This window comes from Micromonospora sp. NPDC005161, from assembly GCF_053599855.1.
Genome location: NZ_JBSFYQ010000001.1, coordinates 138296 through 164649 on the forward strand (window position 1 = coordinate 138296; position 26354 = coordinate 164649).

Genomic DNA, 26354 nt, shown 5'->3' on the forward strand with positions numbered 1-26354 from the left:
CGTCTAGACAGCGCCGCTGAGCAGTTGCCGCGCCATGACGATCCGCTGCACCTGGTTGGTGCCCTCGTAGATCTGGGTGATCTTGGCGTCCCGCATCATCCGCTCGACGGGGTAATCCCGCGTGTAGCCGTAGCCCCCGAGCAGCTGCACCGCGTCGGTGGTGATCTCCATGGCGGCGTCCGAGGCGAAGCACTTGGCCGCCGCGCCGAAGTACGTCAGGTCCGCGTCGCCGCGCTCGGACTTGCCGGCCGCGGCGTAGGTGAGCTGCCGGGCCGCCTCAAGCTTCATGCCCATGTCGGCGAGCATGAACTGGACGCCCTGGAACTCGGCGACCGCCTTGCCGAACTGCCGGCGCTCGGCGACGTACCCCTTGGCGTAGTCGAGCGCGCCCTGCGCGATCCCGATGGCCTGAGCGGCGATGGTGACCCGGGTGTGGTCGAGGGTCCGCATCGCGGTGGCGAAGCCGGTGCCCTCCGCGCCGATGATGCGATCCGCCGGAATGCGTACGTTGTCCAGGTAGACCTCGCGGGTGGGCGAGCCTTTGATGCCGAGCTTCTTCTCCGGCGCGCCGAAGCTCACACCGGCATCGGACTTCTCGACCACGAAGGCCGAGATTCCCCGGGACCGGGCGGTCGGATCGGTGACCGCGAAGACGGTGTAGAACTCGGAGACACCGGCGTTGGTGATCCAGCGCTTCACCCCGTTGAGCACCCAGTGATCCCCGTCACGCACCGCGCGGGTGGTCATCGAGGCCGCGTCGCTGCCCGCCTCCGGCTCGGAGAGGCAGTACGAGAACATCGCGTCCCCAGCCGCCACCGGCGTCAGGTAACGCCGCTTGAGCTCCTCGGAGCCGGACAGCAGCAGCGGCATCGTGCCGAGCTTGTTGACCGCCGGGATCAGGGAGGAGGACGCGCAGGCCCGCGCCACCTCCTCGATCACGATGGCGGTGGCCAGCGCGTCCGCGCCCGCGCCGCCGTACTCCTCGGGGATGTGCGGGGCGTGGAAGTCGGCCGCCCGCAGAGCGTCGTAGGACGCCTTCGGGAACTCACCGGTGTCGTCGGCCTCGGCGGCGTGCGGAGCCACCTTCGCCGTGCAGACCTCCCGGACCGCCTCCCGGATCGCCTCGTGTTCCTCCGGCAACCGGTAGACGTCGAACGACTCGCCTGCGGCCACGTTGGCCCTCCTCTTCACCGCTATCATGCGCAGTCTGTAGCCTCGCCTGACCTCGACCGCGCAGACTGAAGGATAGCGACTGCAGTTCGGGTGGATGTTACCGGCGCGTAGGTACAGGTTCGACGGAGCATCCCGGCCGCCGAGCGATGATGGAAGACAGACAATGAGCCACCCCTCCGGTGCCCGGCCAGGCGCCGCAGCAGAATGCGACGCGACGAAGCGCCGCCAGTGCGAGCGGAGAAGACAGGCGTGACGATCCCCTATCCCACCATCCAGCCGACCCCCGCCATCGCCACGGTGACGCCGCCCTCGGGCGCGCCCCGTCCGCGGGTGACGTTCCTGGGGACCGGTTACCTGGGTGCGACGTACGCCATCTGCTATGCCGAGCTGGGGTACGAGGTGCTCGGCTTCGACGTGGACGCCGACAAGATCGCGATGCTGAACGCCGGTCAGGTGCCGATCCACGAGCCGGGCCTGGACGAGCTGCTCAAGCGCAACCTGGCCGCCGGCCGGCTGCGGTTCAGCACCGACATCGCGGAGACCGCCGAGTTCGGCGACGTGCACTTCATCTGCGTCGGCACCCCCCAGCGGGCCGACGGAATGGGCGCCGACCTGTCGTACGTCGAGGCGTCGGTGACCAGCCTGGCGCAGCACCTGACCCGCAAGTCCCTGATCGTCGGCAAGTCCACCGTGCCGGTGGGCACCGCCGACTGGGTGGAGCAGCTGGTCGGCAAGCACACCCCCAACGACCTGGGTGTCGAGGTGGCGTGGAGCCCCGAGTTCCTCCAGGAGGGCTTCGCCGTCGACGACGTGCTGCGCCCGAACCGGATCGTGGTCGGCGTGAAGAGCGAGTGGGCCAACGGCATGCTCTACGCCGCGCACAAGGGCGTGTTCGACCTGGCCGCCACCGAGGACCGCGAGGTGCCCCTCGTGGTCACCGACTTCGCGACCGCCGAGCTGGTCAAGGTCGCCGCAAACGCGTTCCTGGCCACCAAGATCTCCTTCATCAACGCGATGGCCGAGGTCTGCGAGGCCTCCGGCGGCGACGTCACCCAGCTGGCCCGGGCGATCGGCTACGACCCGCGGATCGGCAACCGGTTCCTCCAGGCCGGCCTCGGCTTCGGCGGCGCCTGCCTGCCCAAGGACATTCGGGCCTTCCAGGCGCGGGCTCAGGAGCTGGGCGCCGGGGAGGCGCTGCGCTTCCTGCACGAGGTCGACCTGATCAACCTGCGCCGCCGTACCCGGGTGCTCCAGCTCGCCGCGGACCTGCTCGGCCGCCGCTCCGGGCCGGCCGGCCCGGACTTCTCCGGCACCCGGATCGCCGTGCTGGGCGCCACCTTCAAGCCCAACACCGACGACGTCCGCGACGCCCCGGCGCTCGCCGTCGCCGCGCTGTTGCAGAAGGCCGGCGCCGACGTGCACGTGTACGACCCGCAGGGCACCGAGAACGCGCGCCGCGCGGTACCCGAGCTCACCTACGAGACCGGCATCAACGAGGCGGTCACCGGAGCCGACCTGGTCTGCGTCCTCACCGAGTGGGCCGACTTCCGCAACGCCGACCCGGTCGCCCTCGGCGAGCTGGTCGCCGGTCGCAAGGTGGTCGACGGCCGCAACTGCCTCGACTCCGCACTGTGGACCCAGGCCGGCTGGGAGTACCGGGGCATGGGCCGCCCCTGACGGATCGCACCCACCGGCCGGTCGCGGAGTGCCTCTCCGTGGCCGGCCGGTGTCGTTGTTTGCCCCGGACCCGCCGACAAGTGTCGAAATCCGCGCCAGCTTTGGGCATGCTGCGACAGTGGGAGTCCACAGTGCGGGTGGAGGGGTGTCGTGGCGACCTTTCAGTGCTCCTCGTGCGGCCGGGAGATCAAGCCGGCCGTCCGCTGCCCGCACTGCGGGGCCGATCAGGCCCAGTGGGTCGAACACCTGGCCGACATCGAGCGCTCGATCGCGGAGATGAAGGCGCGCGACGCCGCCATCGCCCGCGAGCAGCGGCAGATCGCCGCCAAGATGCAGGCCGCGCTCTTCCAGCGGGACATCCTCGCGCACGCCGGTGAGGAACGAGTCAAGCAGGCCACCAGGCCGCGGCGGGTGCTGCGCCGCCGTCCCAGCCGCCGGCCGCCGACCGCCGCCACCGGCGCCCCGCCCCGGGTGCCCCGTCAGGGCACCCCACCCACCGGGGAGGACCAGCCACCGCTTCCGCCCCAGGCGTCCTGGCTCGACGCGGACGACCCCGAGCACCCCCCGGAGGCGTCCTCCCGCGAGGTGCAGAACATCCCGCTCGGGCTGGGCGCGCTGCTGCTCGGGGTGGCCGCGGTGGTCTTCGCCGCGGTGGCGACCAGCTCGATGGACGCGCTGGCCCGGCTCGGCATCCTGCTCCTCGCCACGGTGCTGATGCTGCTCGCCCCGCCGGCGCTGGCCCGACGCGGTCTCACCTCGACCGCCGAGACGATCTCCGCGGTCGGCCTGCTGCTGGTGCCGCTTGCCGGAAACGCCCTGTGGGCGGTGGACCGGATCGGCAACGGCGGCGCCTCCGGTGCGATCTTCGCCGGAGTGATCTTCGCGGTCACCGCCGCCGTCGCGTTCGGGTACGCCGGCTGGACGGGCCTGCGCACACCCCGGTTCGCCACCGTGCTCGCCGCGCAGCCGGTGCTGCCGCTGCTGGCGTACGACCGGATCACCGGGCCGGGCGGCTGGGCCGTGGTGCTCACCCTGGTCGCCCTCCTCGACCTCTGGCTGACCCGCTCCGGGGTGACGGTGGAGCGACCCGTCCGGCAGGACCTCCCGGACCCGGGCACGCCGCCAGCGCCCCGGCAACGCGACGCCGAGAGCCGGCCCGAGGGCGACCCGGAGGAGGCCGCCGAGCTGATCGATGCCGACCCGGGGGCCGCCGTCACCCGGCCGGTGCGCCCGGTGCCCGGTCTGCGCGAGCTGATCTGGCTGCTCCACGGGGTGGCGGTCGCCGTCGCCCTGGCGTACGCCGTCACCGCCCTGCTCCGGGCGGAGACCGTGCCGGCGGCGGCGGGCGCCGGGATGGCGCTGCTGCTGGCCGCCACGGTCGGGTTGGGCGGCGCGCTGGTGCTGCGCCGCCCACCGCTGCCCGACGTCGCGGCCGGCATCCTCACCCTGGCCGTGATCGGGACGCTCGGCCGGATCGCCTCGGTGGCGCTGCCCGGCCGGGCTCTGCTGCTGATCGCGGCGGTCATCACGGTGACCGGGCTGGCCGTGCGCGCGGTCCCCGAGGCCGCCCGGCGCGGCCCGCAGGTCGCCTCGGCGGTGGCGCTCACCGTCAGCGGGCTGGTGGTCGCCGGGGGCGCGCTGCGCGCCGGCGTGGCCCCGGTCCGGGCGTCGCTGCCCGCCTGGGGCGCCGACCTCGACCGGTACCCGGCCGAGCTGGCCGCCGCGGTCGGCCCGACCACCTGGCAGCTCGCAGCCGCCGCGTTCCTGCTCACCATCGCCGCGGTGCTGGCCCTGCCGCCGGACATCCGCCGCGAGTTCGCCGTCGCCGGTGCGGCGCTGACCGCGCTGGCGGTGCCGGCCTCGTTCGGTCTCGGCTGGGCGTCGGCACCCTGGCCGATGGTGCTCACCGCCGTCGGCATCGGGGTGATCGGCCTCTCCGCGCGGACCAGCCGGGCCGCGCTGGCGCACGCCGTCGGGGCCGCCGTGGTGGGCCTGTTCGGAGCGGGCGCCAGCCTGGCCGGGCCGACGCTCACCGCCGCGGTCCTGCTCACCCTCTTCGCGGCCGGCGCTCTGGTCGCGTTGGCGCCCCGGGTCCGGATCGCCTCGGCCGCCGCCGACACGGTGTCCGCCTGGGCCGCCGGGGGCGCGGCGTTCGCGCTGCCCGGGGCCGTCGCCGCGTTCGTGGCGGCCACCGTGCCCACCGACCCGACGCCCACCCCGGCCAGCCTGCGCGAGGTGACCGTCCCGGTGCTGGCCGCGAGTTTCCTCGCGGTCTGCGTGACCCTCGGCTACGCCGCTGTGGTGCAGGTGTCCCAGCGGCGCATCCCGGCGCCGCTGTCCGTCGGCACCGGGCTGGGCGCTCTGGTGGTCACCGCCGCCGCCTTCGGCGCGCCCGGGGCGACCGTCGCCGACGCGTGGGTCGGCGCCCTGCTGCTGGTCGCCGCTGTGCTGCTCTTCCTGGCACCGTCGATCGACGCCGGCCGGCGCTCCGACCTCACCCTGGACGGCTCGGACCTGGCCGCCGCAGCGGTCACCACCGCCCTTATCGCCACACTGGTCCGGATCGCCGCTGTGCTGACCCCGGGCGGGCAGTTGGCGGTCGCCGCCGGCCTGGTGCTGGTGGTCGCCGTCGGCGCCCGCGCCATGCCCGAGGAGTGGCGGCGCGGGCCCATCCTCGGCATCACCGTCGGCGGCCTGCTGATCGGCGTATTCGCCGGTTGGACGGCGCTGCGCGGTGGGCTCGGTGTGCTGGCGACCCCCGGCCCGATCTGGGACGGCGACCTGAGCGGCTGGCCGGCCGCGCCGACCGGTGGCGCCACCTGGCAGGCCCCGGTCGCGCTGGCCCTGCTGGCCGTCGCCGCCGGCATTCTGCTCCCGCCTCCATGGCGGTGGGACGTGTCCGGCGCCGCGGTGGTGCTGGCCACGATCGGCGCGCCCGCCGCGTTCGACCTGCCCTGGTGGACACCGGTCCTGGTTGGCGGAATGGTCGCCACGGTCTACGGGATGGCCGCGGTGGCGACGGAGGAGGCCCGGGCCGGCCTGTCCCGGGCCACCGTGGCCGGCGTGGTCGCGCTGCACGCCGCCGGCACCGGCCTGGTCCGGCCGTGGACCACCGCGCTGGCGCTGGGCAGCATCGCGCTGATCGGCGTCGTGGTGGCCGCGCTGGCCCGCGTGCTGGCCGGCCCGCAGGTGACCGACATCGCGACCGAGGGGATGCCGCCGCACCTGGTGCAGATCGGCGGTGCGGCGGTCGGCGCGGCGCTGCTGGCCCTGCCCGGCGCGTTGGCGGCGCTGGCCGCCGAGTTCGAACACTCGGCACAGGTGGTGCTGACCGCCGCGCTGGCCGCGTCCAGCCTCGGCCTGGCCGCCGTGGCCGCGGTCCGCCGACACGTCCCGCAATACCTGCCCTGGGTCAGTGTGGCCGTGGTCGGCGGGGCCACCATCAGCGCGCTGGCGGCCATCCCCACCGGCCTCGCCTCGGGCGTCTACGCGGCCGCCGCGGCGCTGCTCGGCGTACTGGCCGAGCTGATCCGCGCGGCCACCGTGCCGCCGACCGGCTCGGCCCAGCCGGTCCGGCGCTGGGCGGTGCTGCTCGACGGCGCGCTACGGCGGTTGCCGGACGACTCGGAGCGGCGGCGGTGGCGGGTCAGCCCGTCCGCCGGCGCGCTGGCCGCGGCGGCCCTGCCGACCGCCCTCGCGCTCGCCTCGATCACACCCGCCCTGGTCACCGCCCTGGTCGATCCGCACCGCACGCTGACCCGCATCTGGCAGGGTCCGCCACCGGAACTGCTCACCCCGCCGCCGGACGTCGTCGACCCGACCCACGTGCTGACCGCGCTGCTGCTCACCGCGACCGCGGCGCTGGCCGCCACCGGGTTCAGCGGCGGACGGCGGTCCCGGGCCGTGCCGGTGGTGCTGCCCGGCGCCGCCGTCACGCTGCTGATCGCCCCCATCGCGCTGGGCAACGGTTGGCCGGCGAGCGCCCTCGCCGCGCTCTCGGTCTTCACCATCGCGATGCTCGGCCTCGCACTGACCCCGCCTCCGCCGCTGGTCGAGCCGGCCCGCTCGCTGCGGCTGACCCGGGTGCTGGTCTTCGTCATCGGCCTGGCCGCCGGGGGCGCGGGGCTGGCTGGCAGCCTGGCCACCCGGGAGCTGACCCTGTTCACCCTCGGCGGCGCGGTCGGCGTGGGCGTGGTGGCGGCGCTGTACGGCACCACCCAACGGGCCCGCATTCTCGGCTGGCTCTTCGCCTCGCTGATGGCGCAGCTCTTCGTGCTCACCGCTGGCCTGGTCGCCGGGCTGGCCGCGGTCTGGTCCGCGTTCGGGGTCCTCGCGGTCGGAGCGGTCCTGCAGGTGTTCGCGGCGACCCTGCCCCGGCTTCGCCGTCCGGAGGCCCAACGCGAGGCCGCGACCGTGGAATGGAGCGGATACGCGGCGGCGCTGATCGCGCTGGCCCTCGCCTTCGACTCGCCCCGGCACATCGCCGCCCTGCTGGCCGCCTGGGGCGCGGTCCTCGGGGTCGCGGCGACACGACCCGGTCGCCGGCCGGTGGAACGGCGGATCCTGTTCTGGGCGGTGGTGGCCTGCGAGATCACCGCCTGGTGGATCCTGATGCGTGTCGCCGACGTGGCGCTGCCCGAGGCGTACACGCTGCCCTTCGCCGCGCTGGCCCTGCTGGTCGGGGTGCTGGAGCTGCGCCAGCGGTCCGACATGAGCAGTTGGGTGGCGTACGGGCCGGCCCTGGTCGCCGCGTTCGTGCCCACCCTGGCGATCGTGCTGGCCACCGAGTCCAGCACGCTGCGACAGATGCTGCTGCTGCTCGGCGCGGTCGCGGTGCTGGTCTTCGGCTCGTCCAGCCGGCAGCAGGCCCCGGTGATCGTCGGCGCGTCGGTCACCGCGATCACCGCGATCCACGCGCTGTTCAGCCTCGGCCCGTGGCTGGCGCTGATCCCGGTGGGCATCCTGTTGCTGATCCTCGGCGCCAGCAACGAACGCCGCCGCCGCGCCCAGGAACGCCTACAAACCGCCCTACGCGGCATGAGATGAATCTGAGGGTCCCTGCGGCGTGAATGAGTGGGCACGCTGAGCGTGCCGGGTACGTGCGTCGGTTGCGGGGCGGCGTGCCGGGTACGTACGTCGGCTGCGGTGAGCGGGGCGGGTGCGTGCGCGGGCGCCGCCCCCGCTGCGGGTCCGCCCGCTGCGGCCCTGGTTCGCCGAGCCGGCCGCCGGCCCGCGGCGGGATCAAGCCTGACCGCCCGGAGCGGGTGGGCTCCCCCCGAAACCCCCACGGCCCGAACCACCGGCCATGACCCCCGATGGCCGGGGCACGCCCCGGGTTAGCTCAGGGTGGCCTGGAGGGCGGCTTCCTTGGCGGCTACCAGGTTTTCCAGGTCCTGCTGGTAGGTCGTCATCTTGGCGCGCAGGTGCTCGTCGGCCGCGCCGAGGATCCGCACGGCCAGCAGGCCGGCGTTGCGGGCGTTGCCGATCGAGACGGTGGCCACCGGGATCCCGGCGGGCATCTGCACGATGGACAGCAGCGAGTCCATGCCGTCGAGGTGCTTCAACGGCACCGGAACGCCGATCACCGGCAGCGGGGTCACCGAAGCCACCATGCCGGGCAGCGCCGCGGCCCCACCGGCACCGGCGATGATCACCTTGAGGCCCCGGTCAGCGGCGTCGCGGCCGTACTCGATCATGGCAACCGGAGTCCGGTGCGCCGAGATCACGCGGACCTCGTACGGCACCCCGAAGTCGTCCAGCACCTCGGCGGCGGCCCGCATGGTCGGCCAGTCCGAGTCACTGCCCATGATCAGCCCAACCGTGCTCACTCCGGTACCCCCTCCGTTCGCGACCGCGGGGCTCGCCGGCGCACGCTTCGCGGTCACTCGTGCCCCTCGCGCAGCCAGCGCGCGGCCCGGGCGGCCCGCGCCCGTACGTCGTCCAGGTCGTCGCCGAGCACCGTGACGTGCCCGATCTTGCGGCCGGGCCGCACCTGCTTGCCGTAGAGGTGCACCTTGGCCCCCGGCTCGGCCGCGAAGAGGTGGTGCAGCCGCTCGTCGATCGACATCCCGCCCGGCTCGCCGCCGAGCACGTTCGCCATCACCACGACCGGCGCGGCCAGCGCCGTGTCACCCATCGGGTAGTCGAGCACCGCCCGCAGGTGCTGCTCGAACTGGGAGGTCCGGGCCCCCTCGATGGTCCAGTGCCCGGAGTTGTGCGGACGCATCGCCAGCTCGTTGACCACGATCGCCGGTCGGCCGGCCGCGTCGCGCACCTCGAAGAGTTCCACCGCGAGCAGGCCGACCACGCCGAGCGCGGTGGCCAGGTCGATGGCGAGCTGCTGGGCGGTGACCGCCAGTTCCTCGTCCAGGCCGGGCGCCGGGGCCAGCACCTCCACGCAGATGCCGTCCCGCTGCACCGTCTCGACGACGGGGTACGCGGCCACCTGGCCGAACGGCGAGCGGGCCACCTGCACGGCCAGCTCCCGGCGCAGCGGCACCCGCTCCTCGACGATCAGCCGGGTGCCGCCGGCGAGCAGCGTCCGGGCCAGCTCGGTGGCCTGGGTGGCGTCGTCGACCAGCCAGACCCCTCGGCCGTCGTAGCCACCCTGGGCCGCCTTGAGCACCACCGGCCAGCCGACCTGCTCGCCGAAGCCGACCAGGTCGGCGGGGTCACCCACCGGCTGCCACGCCGGGTTGGGCGCGCCCAGCTCGGCCAGGCGTTCCCGCATGATCCGCTTGTCCTGGGCGTGCAACAGCGCGTCCGCCGGGGGGTGCAGGGTCACGCCCTCCGCCGCCAACGTGCGGATGTGCTCGGTGGGCACGTGCTCGTGGTCGAAGGTGACCACGTCGCAGCCCTTGGCGAAGGTGCGCAGTGCGGCCAGGTCGGTGTGGTCGCCGTACTGGACGTCGGCGGCGACCAGCGCCGCGCCGTCGTCGGGGGCGACCGCGAGTACGCGCAGTGACTGGCCGAGGGCGATCGCGGCCTGGTGGGTCATCCGGGCCAGCTGGCCGCCACCCACCATGCCGACAACAGGCAGACCGGTACGGGAATCCATAGCGCGGCCAGCCTATCCGGGCCGCCGGCGCGGCCACCCGCAGGGCCGGCGCTCGCGCGGCTGGGTCCGTCCGGGAAGCGCCGACCACCACCGGGCCCTGGTCGCGGGCAACTACCGGGCGCTACGTCGGTCGCGGTGTGCTCAGCGGAGCTCGGCGACCAGCTCCTCGACCGACGTGACCGGGCGCTGGCAGACGAAGCCCCGGCAGACGTACGCGGCGGACCGCCCGTCGACCAGCGGGCGGTCGGCCAGCAGCGGCACCCCGGGCTGGTCCGGGCGCCCGGCGACCACCACTGCGCCGGGCGGGGCGTGCCGGTGGGCCGCCGCCACCAGCGGGTCGCCGGCCGGGTCGTCGGTCGCCACGGCGATCTCGTACGGCCCGGAGAGCAGCGCCTCGCCGACCGTGGCCGCGTACCCGGTGAACCGGGCGTGCTGCCCGACGATCGGCGCGACCGTGCCGAGCGCCACCTCGGCGGCCTCCCGGTAGCGGGGCTCACCGGTCAGCGCCGTGTACGCGACCAGCCCGGCGGTCAGCGCCGACCGACCGGACGGGGTGGCGTTGTCGGTCGGGTCCGCCGGGCGGGTGACGAGCCGCTCCGCGTCGTCGGCGGTGTCGTAGAAGGCGCCGCCGGGCGCGGCGAAGTGCTCCAGCGCGGTGTCCAGCAGCCCGCCGGCCAGGGTGAGCCAGCGCCCCTCGCCGGTGAGCTGGTGCAGCGCGCAGAACGCCTCGGCCACGCAGCCGTAGTCCTCCAGTACGCCGGCCGGTTCACCGACCGCACCGCCCCGGGAGACCCGGCGCAACCGGCCATCGACCAGGTGCACGGTGGCCAGGTGCTCGGCGGCGTCGCGCATCGCGCCGTCGGCGACGATGACGACGCCCTCCATCAGGTTGACGTCCTCGTCCTGCGGCGACGCGTACAGCGCGACGACCTGCTGGAACTCGACGAGGGCGGTGATCGCCAGGCCGTTCCAGGCCGCCACCACCTTGTCGTCACGGGCCGGTTGTGGCCGGTTGTCGCGGGCCGTGAGCAGCCGCCCCACCACCTGCTGCCAGCGAGCCCGGATCTCCGGCGCGACGTCGTCAACGTCCCGGGCGAGCCGGAGCACGCTCGTGCCGTGTTCGAACGTGCCCTCGACCGTGACGGCGAAGAGATCGGCGGCCCAGTGGCCGTCCTCCTCGCCCAGCACCTCGACGAGTTGGGCCGGCGTCCAGGCGTAGGTGAGCCCCTCGACGCCCTCGGTGTCGGCGTCCAGCGCGGACGCGAAGCCCTCTCCCGGCCGGTGCAGTTCGTCGGCGAGGAAGCGGGCGGTGTCCCGGGCGACCCGGCGGGCCAGCGGGTCGCCGGTCAGCCGCCAGAGCTGGGTGTAGACCCGCAGCAGCAGCGCGTTGTCGTAGAGCATCTTCTCGAAGTGCGGCACCGTCCAGTGCGCGTCCACCGAGTACCGGGCGAAGCCTCCGGCGAGCTGGTCGTAGATGCCGCCCCGGGCCATCGCCTCGGCGGTGTGCCGGACGATCTCCAGGCTGCGCGGGTCGCCCGTCCGCTGGTGGTGACGCAACAGGAAGAGCAGGTTCATGTGCGGCGGGAACTTCGGGGCGCGCCCGAAGCCGCCGTTGGTCGCGTCGTACTCGCCGGCCAGGTTGGCGGCAGCGGCGTCGAGCAGCGGGGCGTCCAGCGGCGTGCTGGGCCCGCCCACGGCCTGGGCGCCGCCGATCGCCTCGACCACCGCGGCGCCCTGGCGCAGCACCTCCTCGCGCTGGTCCCGCCACGCGGTGGCGACGGACTGGAGCAACCGGACGAAGTTCTCGCGGGGGAAGTAGGTGCCGCAGAAGAACGGGGTGCCGTCCGGGGTGGCGAAGACGGTCATCGGCCAGCCGCCCTGACCGGTCATCGCCTGGGTGGCGGTCATGTAGACGGCGTCGACGTCCGGGCGTTCCTCACGGTCCACCTTGATCGACACGAAGTCGTCGTTCAGCAGGGCGCCGACGTGCTCGTTCTCGAACGACTCGTGCGCCATCACGTGGCACCAGTGGCAGGCGGCGTAGCCCACCGAGATCAGCACCGGCACGTCGCGCCGCTTCGCCTCGGCGAACGCCTCATCGCACCAGGGCCACCAGTCGACCGGGTTGTCGGCGTGCTGGAGCAGGTAGGGACTGGTGGCGCCGGCGAGTCGGTTCACCCGACGACCATAACCAGCCCCGGTCGGTCACGCCGGGCGGTCACCCGCCGAGCACCCCGGCCCGAGCCGGGCTGACGGTCAGGAGGCGCCGTCGGCGCGGAGCCGGAAGACGTTCGACTCCGCGGAGTCGCGCAGCGACCCGAGCACCGCATTGATCTTGTCGGCCGGCATCGGCTTGAAGAAGTGGTAGCCCTGCGCGGAGGTGCAGCCCAGCTCGGCCAGGGCCAGCCGCTGCTCGGCGGTCTCCACCCCCTCGGCCACCACCCGCAGCCCCAGCTCGTGGGCGAGACCCACGGTGGTCCGTACGATCGCCGCCGCCTCCGGCGAGTCCGCCATCCGGATCACGAAGGAGCGGTCCACCTTCAACTCGTCCACCGCGATCCGGGTGAGGAAGGTCAGCGAGGAGAAGCCGGTGCCGAAATCGTCCACCGCGAGCTGCACACCCATCGACCGGAGCGTGGCCAGCACCTCGTCGATGACCTCCAGCTCGCTCATCACCACCGTCTCGGTGATCTCCAGGACCAGCCGGTGCGGCGGCACCTGGTGCCGGCGCAGCGCGTCGGCGATCTCCGCCGGCAGCCGGGGGTCGAGCAGGCTACGCGCCGACAGGTTCACCGAGATCGGGACGTCGAGCCCCTCCTGGGCCCAGTCGGCGGCCACGCTGAGGGCCTTGTCCAGCACGTACCGGGTGAAGGTGCCGAGCTGCTCGCTGTTCTCCACGGGACGGATGAAGTCGGCCGGGCCCAGCCAGCCGCGCCGGGGATGCCGCCACCGGATCAGCGCCTCCACACCGGTCGGCGCGCCGGTGGCCAGGTCGACCGCCGGCTGCAGTGCCAGCACCAGTTGGTCGTCGACCTTCAGCGCCTCGCGCAGCTCGGCCAGCAGGGCCAGTTGGTCGGTGCTGGCCGCGTCCCGGGCACCGTCGTACGCGGCCACACTGCCGCCGCCCTCCTTCGCCTGGTACATCGCGATGTCGGCCCGGCGCAGCAGCTCCGTCAGGTCGGCGGTGCCGGCGTCGGCCACGACCACCCCGACGGAGACCTCGATCGACATCCGTACCCCGGCCACCTCGGTGGGCGCGGCCAGCCGTTCGGCGATCTCCCGGGCCTGGCGTAGCGCGTGCGCCATCGGTGCGGCCCGGTCGCCGAGCACCGGCACCGAGGTGAGCAGCAGAGCGAACTCGTCGCCGCCGAGCCGGCCGAGCAGGTCACCGGGGCGGGCCAACGCGCTGAGCCGGTTCGCCGTCAGCCGCAGCAGTTGGTCGCCCGCGGCGTGCCCCAGCGTGTCGTTGACCTCCTTGAACTGGTTGATGTCCAGCAGCAGCAGCGCCACCGGGTGGTCGTGCGCGAGCTGCCGCAGCGCCTGATCACCCTTGCCGAGCATGGCGGCCCGGTTGGCCAGCCCGGTGAGCGGGTCGTGCACCGCCTCGTACGACGACCGGGCGGTGACCAGCCGCAGTTCGCGGTGGGTCGCGGCGTCGTGCAGCGCGGCGGCGAGCGCGTCGCCGAACGCGGCCACCGCGTCGTGTTCCCGGGCGGTGGGCGGAGCGGACCGGGGGAACCGGACCCGCAGCCGACCGACCGGCGCGGCACCCACCGACAGCGGACGGATCAGCTCGTCCTCGCCGGGTTCCGACCGGTCCGGCGGGCCCACCTCACGGTCGACCAACTGGCCGCCGGCGTCGCCCCGGTAGCGGCGCCACCGGCCGTCGGCCCGGGCCACGTCCACATCGACCAGCTCAGCGCTGAACAGCGCCAGCGCGCCGGTCACCGCAGCGCTGGCCACGCCCCGCTCGTCGAGCTGGTTGAGGGCCGCGGTGGCCTCGGCGAAGGCCCGCCACGTCCGGCGTTCCTGGTCGGCGCGCAGCCGGTAACGGTAGGTCTGCTGGAGCAGCCAGAGCAGCGGTGGGAGCAGCAGCAACCAGCGCGGGTCGAGCTCCAGCAGCGCGATCACCACCAGGCCGACCGCCACGTTGCCGACGAACATCAGCAACTTGCCGCGCAGAGCGGCGAGCAGCGGTGGCCCGATCGGCAGCCCGTGCCGCAGGCCCAGCGTCACCCCACCGAGCCAGGCGGTCACCAGGAGGTACGTCACCGAGCCCGCGATCACGGCCAGCGCCAGCATCGGGGTGGGCGCGGCGAGCAGCGGGTGGCCCAGCGCGGTGGCCACGGACACGGCCAGTGCCGACGCGGCGGCCAGCGACGCGGCGATCCGGACGATCTCCAGTGCCGGACGGCGGTCGTTGTGCAGTGAGTGCGCCGTCCAGGCCAGCCCGGCGCCGAGCAGGGTGGCCGCCGGCAGCCAGCCGGCCGGCGCCAGGTAGAGGCAGACGATCAGGGCCGCCTCGCCCCAGGTGATGCTGACCATGCCGGCGGCCGAGCGGAACCGCAGCCGCGCGAACTGGGCGACGGCGAAGACGGCGACGGCGATGCCGAAGCGGGCCGGACCGCCGAGCGGATCGTCGGCCGGCAGCCGGTGCGGAAGGGTCAACCCGACCGCGGCGGCGACCAGGGCGGTCAGCGTCACGGCCGCGGTGAGCACGAGCAGCCGGGCAGGCGTGCCGCGCACCCCGAGCCGGTCGAACGGGTCGCCGGCCGGGCCGGAGGTCATCGACCTCCCCCGTCAGCCGACGGACCGACGGCGGTACGGCGGGCGGCCGGTGCTGTGACTGTCATCGGCGCCCCCTCCCGCACACAGCTCAAGGACTTTTGGTCCCCCCGGCGGAAGGCTAAGCCAAACCGGGTGGTCGCAACAGGGGGCGACCACCCGGTTCGGCGTGAATCATGCGCGGACTACCCGTTCCGGTGCTGCTGGTGCCCGTTGGGAGCGGGCGTGGAGGAATCACGCGCTCCGGTCCCGTCTGTCGGATCGGCGACTGTCGCTTCGGCCCTGGTCGGGTCGGTCGGCGGCGTCTGCTGCGGAAACCGGTCGGGCAGCCGGCGCAGCCGGGCGTTCATGTTGCGGATCAGCAGGATGGTCGCGGTGGCCAACAGCAGGATGAGGAACAGGCCCATCGGGCCGGCCAGGCCACCCGTGCGGGTGTCCCCGAAGTTGTTCTCCGCGAGCACCTGGGTAGCGGTCAGCATGGCGTTCCTCCGATGTGCGGTTACTTACCAGGGTAGCCCCGCGCGGAATCAGCGCGCGTGCGCCGTCTCCCGCACACCCGCGAACAGGTCGGACTCGGGCATCGGGCTGTCCACCACCGACCGGGCTAGCTCGTAGTCCTCCGTCGGCCAGGCGCGCTGCTGGAGCTCCATCGGCACGTGGAACCAGAAGCCGTCCGGGTCGACCTGGGTGGCGTGGGCGCGTAGCGCGTCGTCGCGGACCGAGAAGTATTCGGCGCACTCCACCCGGGTCGTGATCCGGGGGCCCTTGTCCGGCCGCTCCTCCCAGCGCTTGAGCCACTCCTCGTACGGCGACTCCTTGCCGGCGGCGAGCATGCCCTCGTGCAACGCCATGATCTTGGCCTTGGAGAAGCCGATGTCGTAGTAGAGCTTCAGGGGCTGCCACGGGGCGCCCAGCTCCGGGTAGCGCTCCGGGTCGCCGGCCGCCTCGAAGGCGGCCACGCTCACCTTGTGGCACATGATGTGGTCGGGGTGCGGGTAGCCGCCCTCCTCGTCGTACGTGGTGACCACGTGCGGGCGGAACTCGCGCATCAGCCGCACCAGCGGACCGGCGGCCACCTCGACGTCCTGGAGGGCGAAGCAACCCTCGGGCAGCGGTGGCAGTGGATCGCCCTCGGGCAGCCCGGAGTCGACGAAGCCGAGCCACGCCTGGTCGACGCCGAGGATCGCCCGGGCGGCGTCCATCTCGGCGCGGCGGATCTCGCCGATGTTGGCCCAGACATCGGGGCGGTCGAGCTTGGGGTTGAGCACGCTGCCGCGCTCCCCGCCGGTGCACGTCACGACCAGGACATCCACGCCCTCGGCGACGTACTTCGCCATGGTCGCCGCACCCTTGCTCGACTCGTCGTCCGGGTGCGCGTGGACGGCCATGAGACGCAGCTGTTCTGCCAACTTCGGCACTCCTCGTCTGTGCCGGCCGGTGGACCCGACCGGGCTCGACCGGCTGACCTGCCGGAATCCTCCACACCCGGTCGGCGGTCGACACCATGGGGGCCGACCTGCCATTCCTGCCGCTGAGCCGGGCTGGGAGGATGGACTCTGTCATTCTTGCTGATGCCGCCGACAACAACGCCAGGAGATACCCGCCGGTGACCGAGACGCACGCCACAATTTCATCGGGCGCGCCGGCTTTCCCGGCCGGCCGCTACGGCCGTCGTCGGGCGACCGGCGGTGGGCGCCGCCGCACGCTGCTGGCCGCGCTGGCGCTGCTGGTGCTGGTGGGAGCCCTGAGCCTGATCTCGGTCCGGCTCTACCGGCAGTACGGCGATCCCGTCTACGACGCCCAGGTGATCACCTACACCGACATCACGGACAACCAGGTGCTGGTCGACTTCCGGGTGACCGTGCCATCGGGCGGATCGGCGGTCTGCGCGCTGCGCGCCCGGGACCGCGCCGGCGCCGAGGTGGCCCGCGAGGAGGTCACGGTGACCGCCGAGCCCGGTGACCGGCACGTGACCGCCCGGCACCGACTGACCACCACCGCGCGGCCGTTCATCGGCGAGGTGCTGCGCTGCCGGGCTCCGGCCTGAGCTGCCAGGACGGCACCGCGGCCGGCCGCCGTGACGGGCCTGAACGGGCACCTACCCCCGGCGTCGGATACGGACACCAGCGGTGATCGTCGACACCCTGTGTCGTACCGCACTGGTAACTTGGTAGTTCACCTGTCAGCCAGCCACGCACAACTGAGGAGAACGCCTGTGTCCACTGGCAACGAGGCGCCCGCCACCTGGCTGTCCCAGGACGCGTACGACCGCCTCCAGGCCGAGCTCGACGAGCACATCGCCAACCGTCCGGCGATCGCCGCGGAGATCAACGCCCGGCGCGAGGAGGGCGACCTGCGGGAGAACGGCGGCTACCACGCCGCCCGCGAGGAGCAGGGCAAGGCCGAGGGCCGGATCCGCTACCTGCAGGAGCTGCTGCGCACCGCCAAGGTCGGCGAGGCGCCGACGACGGACGCGGTGTCCCCCGGCATGGTGGTGACGATCTACTTCGACGACGACACCGAGGACACCGAGACCTTCCTGCTCGGCTCCCGGGAGATCGCGGCCACCACCGACCTGACCGTCTACAGCCCCGAGTCGGCGCTCGGCAAGGCGATCCTGGGCGGTCGGCCCGGGCAGACCTGCACCTACACGGCGCCGAGCGGCGCCGACATCAAGGTGACCGTGGTCAGTTTCGAGCCGTTCTCCGGCTGATCGCCACCGGCCCCACCATGCGCTGCGGCGTACCGCCGCCGGGGCGTGGCACCCGCGGGTGTCACGCCTCGCCGGCGAAGACCACCTGGTAACCGCTGGCTCGCAGCGCGCTGATCAGGGTGTCCGAGTGCTCCACGCCCCGCGTCTCCACCGACAGCGCCACCTCCACCTCGCCGAGGCCGAGGTGCGGGTTGGCCCGCTGGTGCTCCACGTCCACCACGTTGGCCCGGTGCTCGGCGATCTGGCTGAGCAGCGAGGCCAACTGCCCGGGCCGGTCCGAGCAGCGCACCGTCACCCGCAGGTAGCGACCCGCGGCGGCCAGACCGTGCTCGATCACCCGCAGCATCAGCAGCGGGTCGATGTTGCCGCCGGAGAGCACCGCCACCACCGGGGCCTCCACCTGCACCACACCGGCCAGCAGCGCGGCCACGCCGACCGCGCCGGCCGGCTCGACCACCTGCTTGCCCCGCTCCAGCAGCATCAGCAGAGCCCGGGAGATGTCCTCCTCGGAGACCGTGACGATCTCGTCGACAAGCTTGCGGACGTGGCTGAAGGTGAGCTCCCCCGGCCGGCCGACAGCGATGCCGTCCGCGATGGTGGAGAAGGCCGGCAACCGGACCGGTTCCCCGGCCACCAGTGAGGGCGGGAAGGCCGCTGCGCCGGCCGCCTGCACACCGATGATGCGGACGTCGGGTCGCAGCGCCTTGGCGGCCACCGCCATGCCCGAGATCAGGCCGCCGCCGCCCACCCCGGTGATGATGGTCCGCACATCCGGGCACTGTTCGAGGATCTCCAGCGCCACCGTGCCCTGGCCGGCGATCACGTCCGGGTGGTCGAACGGGTGGATCAGCACCGCACCGATGCGCTCGGCGTACGTGTGCGCGGCGACCAGCGCCTCGTCGACCGTGTTGCCGGCCAACTCGACCTGCGCGCCGTACCCCTTGGTGGCCGCCACCTTCGGCAACGGCGCGTTGACCGGCATGAAGACCGTCGCGTGAGTGCCGACCAGCCCGGCGGCCAGCGCCACGCCCTGCGCATGGTTGCCCGCGCTCGCCGCGACCACACCGCGTTCCCGCTCCGCCGCCGACAGCCGGGAGATCCGCACGTACGCGCCGCGCACCTTGTACGAACCGGCGCGCTGCAAGTTCTCGCACTTCAGCCACGTCGGCCCGCCCAGCGCCGCGCTCAGCGGCCGGGAGGGCTCCAGCGGGGTGGTCCGGGTGACGCCGGCGAGCAGTTCCCGCGCGGCCCGCACGTCGTCGAGACCGACCAGTTCCGTCATGCCCCGATCGTGCCACCCGCCCCCGGCGCCTCCTGCGGCGACACCGGGGTCGCCGGGGGCAGAACGGCCGGCACGGGTCCGCCCGGCGCCGGCGCCCCGAGAGTCGGGGACATCGGCCAGCCCTGGGCGGTCGTCGGCCAGGCCGGCATTCCCCGGGCGATCCGCGCCTCCTGCATGGTGGAGATCCGCCGGACCAGCACGATCAGCGCCACGGCGGCGACCACGCAGGCCACCGCGGGCACGGCGTGGCGGAGCAGAGAGTCCGGATAGTAGTCGAGGTACGCCTGGTAGTCGGCGTCGGTGGAAGGGGTCTCCGGCAGCCTGTCGTACGCCTGGCTGTCGCGGCGACTGACAAACCGCTCGCCGACGCTGAACACCAACCAGGCGGCCCACCAGACGTACACCAGGTCCGGCGTGAACCGCCGCCAAAGGCTGTCCCGGGCCACGTTGGCCACCACCCGGGCCGGCATCACGAAGTTCGCGAACGGCACCAGCCAGCCGGCGATCGCCCAGCCGGCCCCGAGCGTCGGCAGCGCACCCGGGAACGCCTCGATGTTCTTCCGCGCCCGCCACGTCCAGATGATCACCAGTACGGCGGCGGTGAGGTACGCGGCCACCATGGGCAGCGCCAACAGCGCCTCGACGACCACCGCGGCGAGCAGCAGATCCGGGTCACCGTCGGCCCGGGCCTGCCGGGCCATCGCCAGCCCCACCAGCGAAGCGAGTGCCGCCACTAGGTACAGCACAGCGGTAGCGCCGACCGCGATGCCGGCAGCCAGGCCGATGCCGCGTACGGAGTAGGTCGGCAGCCCCGGAGTGACGGCGGGCTGGCCGAGCGGAGTGTGGCAACGCTGGCATTCGTTGTGTTCGGGGGGCGTGGCGTCCCCGCAGGTCTGGCAGCGCATTGATGTCCCCCGGTCCGCGCGACGATGCGCGCACACCGTAGACGATCATGCGGTGGCCGGCGACCCCGTTCCGACCCGGGGATAGCCGGGGGCGTGGCGCGACCACGGCGCGGCCATCTCGAACTGACCGGCCACGCCGAGCAGCAGCAGCTCCGAGCCGGGCGGACCGACCAGCTGCACGGCGACGGGCAGCCCGTCCGGGCGGCGACCCACCGGCACCACGATCGCCGGCAGACCGGCGATGTTCCACGGTGCCGCGTACGGGGCGTACCTGATGTTGGCCGTCATGTTCGCCCGCCAGGACCGGTCGGACCAGCGTGCGGCCTCCGGCGGCGCGCTGGCCAGCGCCGGGGTGAGCAGCAGGTCGACGGAGTGGTCGGTGAAGAAGTCGATCGACCGCTGCCGCCAGGCGGCCCGGTCGGCCTCCCGGACGTAGCCGCGACGCTGCGCCCACTCCCCCAGCCCGACGTGGCGCCGGGTACGCCGTTGCAGGTCGCGCCGGTCCAGCCCGGCGGCCCGGACGTCGGCGGCCGCGGCGGCGAACCAGGTGGCGATGCCCTGCAGGCCGAGCGCGGTGGGATAGACCGGATCGGCCGGCACGGTGTCGTGCCCGGCGGCCGCCAGCAGCCGGCCGGCGGCGGCGACCGCGTCGCGGTTGGGTGCGTCCGGCGAGACACCGCGCACCGGGGAGCGCAGCGAGACGCCCACCCGCAGCCGCTGCGGCGGGACGAGCTTCTCCGGCCGCCGACCGGCGAGCACCGAGAAGCCAACCGCCGCGTCGGCCACCGTGCTGGTCAACATGCCGTGCTCGGTGAGGCCGAACCAGTCGTCCGCGCCGAGCTGGCACGGGACCACGCCCCGGCCGGGCTTGAGCCCGACCAGGCCACAGCACGCCGCCGGGATCCGGATTGAACCGAGGCCGTCGTTGCCGTGCGCGATCGGCACCAGCCCGGCGGCCACCGCGGCGGCGGCGCCGCCGGACGAGCCGCCGGGGGTACGCCCGCTGTCCCACGGATTGCGCGTCACCGCGCTGTTGTCGTCGGTGAGCGCCCACAGCCCCAGCTCGGGCATCCGGGTCACGCCGAGGATCACCGCGCCGGCGCCGCGCAGGCGGCGCACCACCTCGTGGTCGGCCTCCGCCACGTCGGTACGCACCGCGGCAGAGCCGTTCCAGGTGGGCAGGCCGGCGACCGGAGTGTTCTCCTTGACCGCCACCGGCACCCCGGCCAGCGGCAGGTTGGCCAGGTCCTCCTGCTCGTCGACCTTCTCCGCCTCGGTGATCGCCTCACCGCCGCGCACGGCGCGGAACGCGGCCAGCTCGCCGTCGGCCCGCGCGATGTACTCGAGGTGGTCGGCGACGACCTGGGTGGCCGAGACGTCGCCCCTGCGTACGCCCCGGGCGATCTGCTTGGCGGTCGCCCCGACCCAGGTCGCCATGATGTCCTGCACGGCCATCCTTCCCCAGCGGTCAGCCCAGTGCCTGCTCCAGATCGGCGAGCAGGTCGTCGACCGTCTCGATGCCGACAGACAGTCGCACGAGATCGCCGGGAACTTCAAGCGGCGAGCCGGCAGCACTTGCGTGTGTCATCCGGCCCGGGTGCTCGATCAGGGATTCCACCCCGCCCAGCGACTCGGCGAGCACGAAGAGCTTGGCCCGATTGCAGATCTCCACCGCGTGGTCCTCGCCGCCGGCGGCCCGGAAGGAGATCATGCCGCCGAACCGGCGCATCTGCTTGGCGGCCACCTCGTGACCGGGGTGGGAGGGCAGCCCGGGGTAGATCACCTGGGCCACCTTGGCGTGCCCGTCGAGGTACCCGGCGAGCCGCTCGGCGTTGTCGCAGTGCCGGTCCATCCGTACCCCGAGGGTCTTGATGCCGCGCAGGGTGAGCCAGGCGTCGAACGGCCCGTTGATCGCGCCCATCGCGTTCTGGTGGTAGCGCAGCTCCTCTCCGAGCGCGGCGTCGGCGACGACGAGCGCGCCACCGACCACGTCGGAGTGGCCACCGATGTACTTGGTGGTGGAGTGCACCACGACGTCCGCGCCGTGCGCGATCGGCTGCTGCAGGTACGGCGAGGCGAAGGTGTTGTCGACCACCAGCAGCGCGCCCGCGTCGTGCGCCACGCCGGCCAGGGCGGCGATGTCGGCGATGCCGAGCAGTGGGTTGGTCGGCGTCTCCACCCAGACGATCTTCGTACGGCCCGGCTGCACGGCGGCCCGGACCGCGGCCGCGTCGGACACCTTGGCCGGGGTGAACTCCAGGCCCCACCGCTGGGAGACACGGGCGAAGAGCCGATACGTGCCGCCGTACGCGTCGTCCGGGATGACCACGTGGTCGCCCGGCTGGCAGAGGGCCCGCAGCAGGGTGTCCTCGGCGGCCAGGCCGCTGGCGAAGGCGAGCCCCACCGGCCCGCCCTCGAGCGCGGCCAGGCACTCCTGGAGGGCGTCGCGGGTCGGGTTGCCGGAGCGGCTGTACTCGTAGCCGAGCCGGGGCGCGCCGACGGCGTCCTGCGCGTACGTGCTGGTCTGGTAGATCGGTGGAATCACCGCGCCGGTGCGGGCCTCAGGGTCCTGACCGGCGTGAATGGCGAGCGTCTCGAAGCCGTGGTTCATGCTGGTGAGGCTAGTGCCCCGCCCGGCGCTTCGGGGCGGGGCCGGGCAGTCGGCATTAGCCTGGGCCGATGAGCGGGTGCGTGTTCTGCGGAATCGTGGCCGGCGAGGTGCCCGCGTTCCGGGTGACCGACGAGTCGGACGGGGTGGCGTTCCTGGACACCCGCCCGGTCTTCACGGGGCACGTGCTGGTGGTGCCCCGGGTCCACCTGGTGACCCTGGCCGAGCTGCCGGCCGAGCTGCTGCCGGGCTACTTCGCCCTGGTCCAGCGGCTGGCGGTGGCGGTGGAGACCGGCCTGGGGGCCGGTGGGACGTTCGTGGCGATCAACAACAAGGTGTCCCAATCGGTGCCGCACCTGCACACCCACGTGGTTCCTCGGACCAAGGGGGACGGGCTGCGCGGCTTCTTCTGGCCGCGTACCCGCTACCCCGCCGATCAGGACGCCCGAGACATCGCGGCCCGGGTGGCCGACGCCCTGCCACGCCCGTCCCGGCCGCCGGGCTGACTCCAGCCTGGGCGGGTAAGGAACCTGGGCCCACCGGGTTGCATGCGGCAGAGGTACGAGAGGAGTTCCACCGTGTTCCTTCGCCAGTCCAAGGCTGAGCTGCCCACCCCCGACCAGGCCCTGCCGGGCCGCCCGATCCCCATGCCGGTCGCCGACCGGCACGAGGTGCTGGGGACCCCGCTGAAGGGCCCGTACCCGGAGGGACTCCAGGTCGCCGTCTTCGGTATGGGCTGCTTCTGGGGCGCCGAGCGGCTGTTCTGGACGCTGCCCGGGGTGTTCACCACCTCCGCCGGCTACGCGGGTGGCATCACCAGGCACCCGACCTACGAGGAGGCGTGTTCCGGCCGGACCGGGCACGCCGAGGTCGTCCAGGTGGTCTACGACCCGAGCAAGATCGCGTATGAGGACCTGCTGAAGGTCTTCTGGGAGAACCACGACCCGACCCAGGGCATGCGCCAGGGCAACGACGTGGGCACCCAGTACCGGTCGGCGATCTACACGACCACCGACGAGCAGCGGGCCGTCGCGGAGTCGTCCCGGGACGCGTTCCAGCCGATCGTGAAGCGGGCCGGCAAGGGTGACATCACCACGGAGATCGCCCCGCTCGGCAGCTACTACTTCGCCGAGGACTACCACCAGCAGTACCTGGCGCCGACGAAGAACCCGAACGGGTACTGCAACCACGGCCCGAACGGGCTGAGCTGCCCGGTCGGTGTGGCCCGTACCGCCGGCTGACCGTCAGCAACCCGCACGACCACGATGCCCGGCCGCCGAGAGGCGGCCGGGCATTCCCGTCCGGCGTGTGATCGAAATCCGTTGCCGAGCCCGCCGGGGACTCGATAGCGTGGCGGTACACGTGAAAGGAGGTGGTCCAGACTTGTATAGCAATCGGACTCGTGAGGTGGCTGTCCGCTAGCCGCTGTCCTCGACAGTGATCGGTCCGCCGCGAGGCGGGCACCAGTACCAACGTCGAGACCGTGTGGCAGCGGTGCGGCGAATCCATGACAGCCACCCGACCCCCGGGGTGCCGGCCCAGTCCAGCCGGCCCGCGCGAAAGCGCGGAACACCCCGGGGGTCGCTTCATCTGCCGGCAGCGGTCGGGCCGGTCAGCTCAGCCGGAGGACCCGCGATGTCCATGCGCGAGCTGGTGGTCCTGGGGACGGCCAGTCAGGCGCCGACCCGCCAGCGCAACCACAACGGGTACGTGCTGCGCTGGGACGACGAGGTGATCCTCTTCGACCCGGGCGAGGGCAGCCAGCGGCAACTGCTGCACACCACGGTCACCGCCACCGACCTGACCCGGATCTGCGTCACCCACTTCCACGGCGACCACTGCCTCGGCCTGCCCGGCACCATCCAGCGGCTCTCACTGGACCGGGTGGCGCACCCGGTCGCCGTGCACTTCCCGGCCGGCGGCGCCGAATACTTCGCCCGGCTGCGGCACGCCACCTCCTTCTACGAGACCGCCGAGCTGCGGGTCGAGCCGATCGAGGCCGACGGGCAGCGGATCACCCTGGGATGCGGCACGCTGGAGGCCCGCCGGCTGCGGCACCCCATCGAGACGTACGGCTACCGGCTGGTCGAGCCGGACGGCTACCGGATGCTGCCGGAGAAGCTGGCCGCGTACGGCATCGCCGGGCCGGCCATCGGCGAGCTGATCCGCGTCGGCCACCTCGACCTGGACGGGCGTCGCGTCAGCCGGGACGAGGTGAGCGTGCCCCGACCGGGGCAGCGGTTCGCCTTCGTGATGGACACCGGCCTCTGCGACGGGGTCTACGCCCTCGCCGAACACGCCGACCTGCTGGTCATCGAGTCGACCTTTCTGGAGTCGGAGGCCGCGCTCGCCGCCGAGGTCGGCCATCTGACCGCGGCGCAGGCCGCCCGGGTGGCGACCGAGTCGGGGGTACGGCGGCTGCTGCTCACCCACTTCTCCCAGCGTTACCCGGACCCGCGCCGGTTCCACGACGAGGCGCGCGAGCACTTCGACGGCGACCTGATCATCGCCGAGGATCTGACCACGGTGCAGCTCCCACCACGCCGGGTAGCCTCGGCCGGGTGACCGTCACGCTCCGCCCCGCCACCGGTGACGACCTCATGGGGGTGGGTGCCCTGCACCAGCGCTCGCGGGTCGCCGCGTACTCCTCCTTCCTGCCCGCCGAGGCGCTGGCCGACCCGACGCCGGAGGCGATGGGCCGGTACTGGACCGAGCGGTGGAGCTGGGAGCGGGACACCCACCAGCTGACCGTGGCGGAACGCGCCGGGACGCTGGTCGGGTTCAGCTACCTGGGCCCGGACGACGAGGACGACCCGGCGACCGGGCTGCTCAACGCGATCCACCTGGACCCGGCCGAGCAGGGGCGGGGCACCGGCCGCGCGCTGATGGTGGACGCGCTGGACGCCATGCGGGCCGGGGGCTGGCGGCGAGCGGTGCTCTGGGTGCTCCGGGACAACGCCCACGCCCGCGCCTTCTACGAACGCGGCGGCTGGACCCCCACCGGCGCCGAACGCGAGGAGTACATCGGCTCCGCCCCCACCCCGCAACTCCGCTACACCCGCCCGCTGACGGTGTAAGGAAGGGCACCTTATTAACGCCTCCGGTTGTACAGGGGCCCCTTATTAACACGGCGCAGGTCGATGTTCGCTGTCGGCGGATCAGGGCATGCCGGCGCCACGGGCGGCGTTGCCGGGTGCATGGACACCGGTCACACCAGGTCCGGCCCGGCCGAGGAGGCCGCGCTGGACGCGTACTCCCAGGTGGTCACGACCGTGGCGGCCCGGGTGCTGCCCAGTGTGGCCGCGCTGTCGGTGCGGACCGCACGCGGCGCCGGCTCCGCGGTCACCGTGGGCACCGACGGTCTGCTGCTGACCAGCGCACACGTCGTGCAGGGTGCCGCGGACGGCTCGGCGGCGTTCGGCGACGGCACCGAGACGACGTTCCGGGTGGTCGGCGCCGACCCGCTCTCCGACCTCGCCGTGCTGCGAGTCGACGAGACCACCGTGCCACCGGTGGAGCTGGGCGACGCCGACGCACTGCGGATCGGCCAGCTGGTGGTGGCCGTTGGCAACCCGATGGGGCTGGCTGGTTCGGTGACCGCCGGGGTGGTCTCCGGGCTCGGCCGCTCGCTGCCCGCCCGGGACGGGCGGGTCACCCGGCTGATCGAGGACGTGATCCAGACCGACGCGGCGCTCAACCCCGGCAACTCCGGCGGCGCGCTGGCCGACTCCGCCGGGCGGGTGATCGGCGTGAACACCGCCGTCGCCGGCTACGGACTGGGACTGGCGGTGCCGATCAACGCCACCACCCGGCAGATCATCGCCGAGTTGACCACCGCCGGCCGGGTCCGACGGGCCTGGCTCGGCGTGGCGGGCGTACCCGTTCCGCTGCCGCCAGAGGTGACCGCACGTACCGGCCAGCGACGCGGGCTGCGCGTGGTGGAGGTGGTGCCAGGCAGCCCGGCCGGCGTGGCCGGTCTCTACCTGGGCGACATCATTCTCAGCGCGGGCGGGCGACCCGTGGCCGACGGCCAGGGGTTGCAGCGGTTGATGCTCGGCCCGGCCATCGGCGTCCGGCTGCCGGTGACCGTGTTGCGCAAGGGCGCGTTCGTCGACGTCGTCGCGGTCCCTACCGAGCTGCGTGCCTGACGCTCC

20 protein-coding genes are annotated in these 26354 nt (G+C 73.5%); 9 read left to right on the top strand and 11 right to left on the bottom strand.

Going from position 1 to position 26354, the window contains the following annotated elements:
* Positions 1-3 precede the first annotated feature (3 nt).
* Positions 4-1173 (bottom strand): acyl-CoA dehydrogenase family protein, encoded by a 1170-nt coding sequence (locus tag ACWD5O_RS00655; RefSeq protein ID WP_354962742.1) that lies wholly within the window; start codon positions 1171-1173, stop codon positions 4-6.
* A gap of 249 nt (positions 1174-1422) precedes the next feature.
* On the opposite strand from ACWD5O_RS00655, the gene ACWD5O_RS00660 reads away from it, so the two are divergent.
* Positions 1423-2850, top strand: a complete 1428-nt coding sequence (locus ACWD5O_RS00660) for a UDP-glucose dehydrogenase family protein (protein WP_354962741.1) — start codon at positions 1423-1425, stop codon at positions 2848-2850.
* Between the two features lie 150 nt (positions 2851-3000).
* Entirely contained in the window at positions 3001-7896 is a 4896-nt protein-coding gene (locus ACWD5O_RS00665; RefSeq protein ID WP_450084238.1) for an SCO7613 C-terminal domain-containing membrane protein, read from the top strand.
* Between the two features lie 290 nt (positions 7897-8186).
* Here the strand turns inward: ACWD5O_RS00665 and purE are convergent, their stop codons facing one another.
* From purE to mca, 6 genes are all read right to left on the bottom strand, one after another.
* Positions 8187-8678, bottom strand: coding sequence for a 5-(carboxyamino)imidazole ribonucleotide mutase (purE, locus tag ACWD5O_RS00670; protein ID WP_354962739.1), 492 nt, complete (start codon positions 8676-8678; stop codon positions 8187-8189).
* A 53-nt stretch (positions 8679-8731) separates the two neighbouring features.
* A complete protein-coding gene (locus tag ACWD5O_RS00675; protein ID WP_450084239.1) occupies positions 8732-9907 on the bottom strand; it encodes a 5-(carboxyamino)imidazole ribonucleotide synthase in 1176 nt (391 codons plus the stop codon).
* 141 nt (positions 9908-10048) lie between these two features.
* Positions 10049-12085, bottom strand: a complete 2037-nt coding sequence (locus tag ACWD5O_RS00680) for a thioredoxin domain-containing protein (protein ID WP_354962737.1) — start codon at positions 12083-12085, stop codon at positions 10049-10051.
* Positions 12086-12163: 78 nt separating this feature from the next.
* Positions 12164-14695, bottom strand: coding sequence for a putative bifunctional diguanylate cyclase/phosphodiesterase (locus ACWD5O_RS00685; protein WP_450084240.1), 2532 nt, complete (start codon positions 14693-14695; stop codon positions 12164-12166).
* A 182-nt stretch (positions 14696-14877) separates the two neighbouring features.
* Positions 14878-15171 (bottom strand): hypothetical protein, encoded by a 294-nt coding sequence (locus ACWD5O_RS00690; protein ID WP_354962735.1) that lies wholly within the window; start codon positions 15169-15171, stop codon positions 14878-14880.
* A gap of 48 nt (positions 15172-15219) precedes the next feature.
* Entirely contained in the window at positions 15220-16101 is an 882-nt protein-coding gene (gene mca, locus ACWD5O_RS00695; protein WP_354962734.1) for a mycothiol conjugate amidase Mca, read from the bottom strand.
* Between the two features lie 197 nt (positions 16102-16298).
* On the opposite strand from mca, the gene ACWD5O_RS00700 reads away from it, so the two are divergent.
* Positions 16299-16739 carry a DUF4307 domain-containing protein gene (locus tag ACWD5O_RS00700; RefSeq protein ID WP_354962733.1) on the top strand — a complete coding sequence of 147 codons (441 nt, stop codon included), beginning with the start codon at positions 16299-16301 and terminating at the stop codon, positions 16737-16739.
* A 168-nt stretch (positions 16740-16907) separates the two neighbouring features.
* Positions 16908-17405, top strand: a complete 498-nt coding sequence (greA, locus tag ACWD5O_RS00705; protein ID WP_089017664.1) for a transcription elongation factor GreA — start codon at positions 16908-16910, stop codon at positions 17403-17405.
* A gap of 61 nt (positions 17406-17466) precedes the next feature.
* On the opposite strand, the gene ilvA is transcribed toward greA, so the two are convergent.
* Genes ilvA through ACWD5O_RS00725 form a run of 4 tightly spaced genes read right to left on the bottom strand, consistent with a single transcriptional unit; the run spans position 17467 to position 22203 of the window.
* Positions 17467-18687: a threonine ammonia-lyase gene (ilvA, locus tag ACWD5O_RS00710; protein WP_450004311.1), complete on the bottom strand. Its 1221-nt coding sequence runs from the start codon at positions 18685-18687 to the stop codon at positions 17467-17469.
* Positions 18684-19592, bottom strand: coding sequence for a DUF4328 domain-containing protein (locus ACWD5O_RS00715; protein ID WP_450004310.1), 909 nt, complete (start codon positions 19590-19592; stop codon positions 18684-18686). The genes ilvA and ACWD5O_RS00715 overlap by 4 nt, the downstream gene beginning before the upstream one ends.
* 45 nt (positions 19593-19637) lie before the next feature.
* Positions 19638-21047, bottom strand: coding sequence for an amidase (locus tag ACWD5O_RS00720; protein WP_354962730.1), 1410 nt, complete (start codon positions 21045-21047; stop codon positions 19638-19640).
* Between the two features lie 13 nt (positions 21048-21060).
* Positions 21061-22203, bottom strand: coding sequence for a cystathionine gamma-synthase (locus ACWD5O_RS00725; RefSeq protein WP_354962729.1), 1143 nt, complete (start codon positions 22201-22203; stop codon positions 21061-21063).
* A 68-nt stretch (positions 22204-22271) separates the two neighbouring features.
* Here ACWD5O_RS00725 and ACWD5O_RS00730 point away from each other — a divergent pair, with 68 nt between their 5' ends.
* The 5 genes from ACWD5O_RS00730 (at position 22272) to ACWD5O_RS00750 (ending at position 26348) form a co-directional block, all read left to right on the top strand.
* A complete protein-coding gene (locus ACWD5O_RS00730) occupies positions 22272-22706 on the top strand; it encodes an HIT family protein (protein ID WP_450084241.1) in 435 nt (144 codons plus the stop codon).
* 72 nt (positions 22707-22778) lie between these two features.
* Entirely contained in the window at positions 22779-23441 is a 663-nt protein-coding gene (gene msrA, locus ACWD5O_RS00735; RefSeq protein WP_450004308.1) for a peptide-methionine (S)-S-oxide reductase MsrA, read from the top strand.
* Positions 23442-23835: 394 nt separating this feature from the next.
* Positions 23836-24765 (top strand): ribonuclease Z, encoded by a 930-nt coding sequence (locus ACWD5O_RS00740; RefSeq protein ID WP_354962726.1) that lies wholly within the window; start codon positions 23836-23838, stop codon positions 24763-24765.
* Positions 24762-25277, top strand: a complete 516-nt coding sequence (locus tag ACWD5O_RS00745) for a GNAT family N-acetyltransferase (protein ID WP_387323300.1) — start codon at positions 24762-24764, stop codon at positions 25275-25277. The genes ACWD5O_RS00740 and ACWD5O_RS00745 overlap by 4 nt, the downstream gene beginning before the upstream one ends.
* Positions 25278-25397: 120 nt before the next feature.
* Positions 25398-26348, top strand: a complete 951-nt coding sequence (locus ACWD5O_RS00750; protein ID WP_450004307.1) for a S1C family serine protease — start codon at positions 25398-25400, stop codon at positions 26346-26348.
* The last annotated feature ends 6 nt before the right edge of the window (positions 26349-26354 follow it).

Bases quoted from the DNA above. Each gene is read 5' to 3' on its own strand.
- ACWD5O_RS00675 (WP_450084239.1), bottom strand. From the start codon at position 9,907: ATGGATTCCCGTACCGGTCTGCCTGTTGTCGGCATGGTGGGTGGCGGC.
- ACWD5O_RS00685 (WP_450084240.1), bottom strand. From the start codon at position 14,695: ATGACCTCCGGCCCGGCCGGCGACCCGTTCGACCGGCTCGGGGTGCGC.
- ACWD5O_RS00690 (WP_354962735.1), bottom strand. From the start codon at position 15,171: ATGCTGACCGCTACCCAGGTGCTCGCGGAGAACAACTTCGGGGACACC.
- ilvA (WP_450004311.1), bottom strand. From the start codon at position 18,687: ATGACGGAACTGGTCGGTCTCGACGACGTGCGGGCCGCGCGGGAACTG.
- ACWD5O_RS00715 (WP_450004310.1), bottom strand. From the start codon at position 19,592: ATGCGCTGCCAGACCTGCGGGGACGCCACGCCCCCCGAACACAACGAA.
- ACWD5O_RS00720 (WP_354962730.1), bottom strand. From the start codon at position 21,047: ATGGCCGTGCAGGACATCATGGCGACCTGGGTCGGGGCGACCGCCAAG.
- ACWD5O_RS00725 (WP_354962729.1), bottom strand. From the start codon at position 22,203: ATGAACCACGGCTTCGAGACGCTCGCCATTCACGCCGGTCAGGACCCT.
- ACWD5O_RS00730 (WP_450084241.1), top strand. From the start codon at position 22,272: ATGAGCGGGTGCGTGTTCTGCGGAATCGTGGCCGGCGAGGTGCCCGCG.
- ACWD5O_RS00740 (WP_354962726.1), top strand. From the start codon at position 23,836: ATGTCCATGCGCGAGCTGGTGGTCCTGGGGACGGCCAGTCAGGCGCCG.
- ACWD5O_RS00750 (WP_450004307.1), top strand. From the start codon at position 25,398: ATGGACACCGGTCACACCAGGTCCGGCCCGGCCGAGGAGGCCGCGCTG.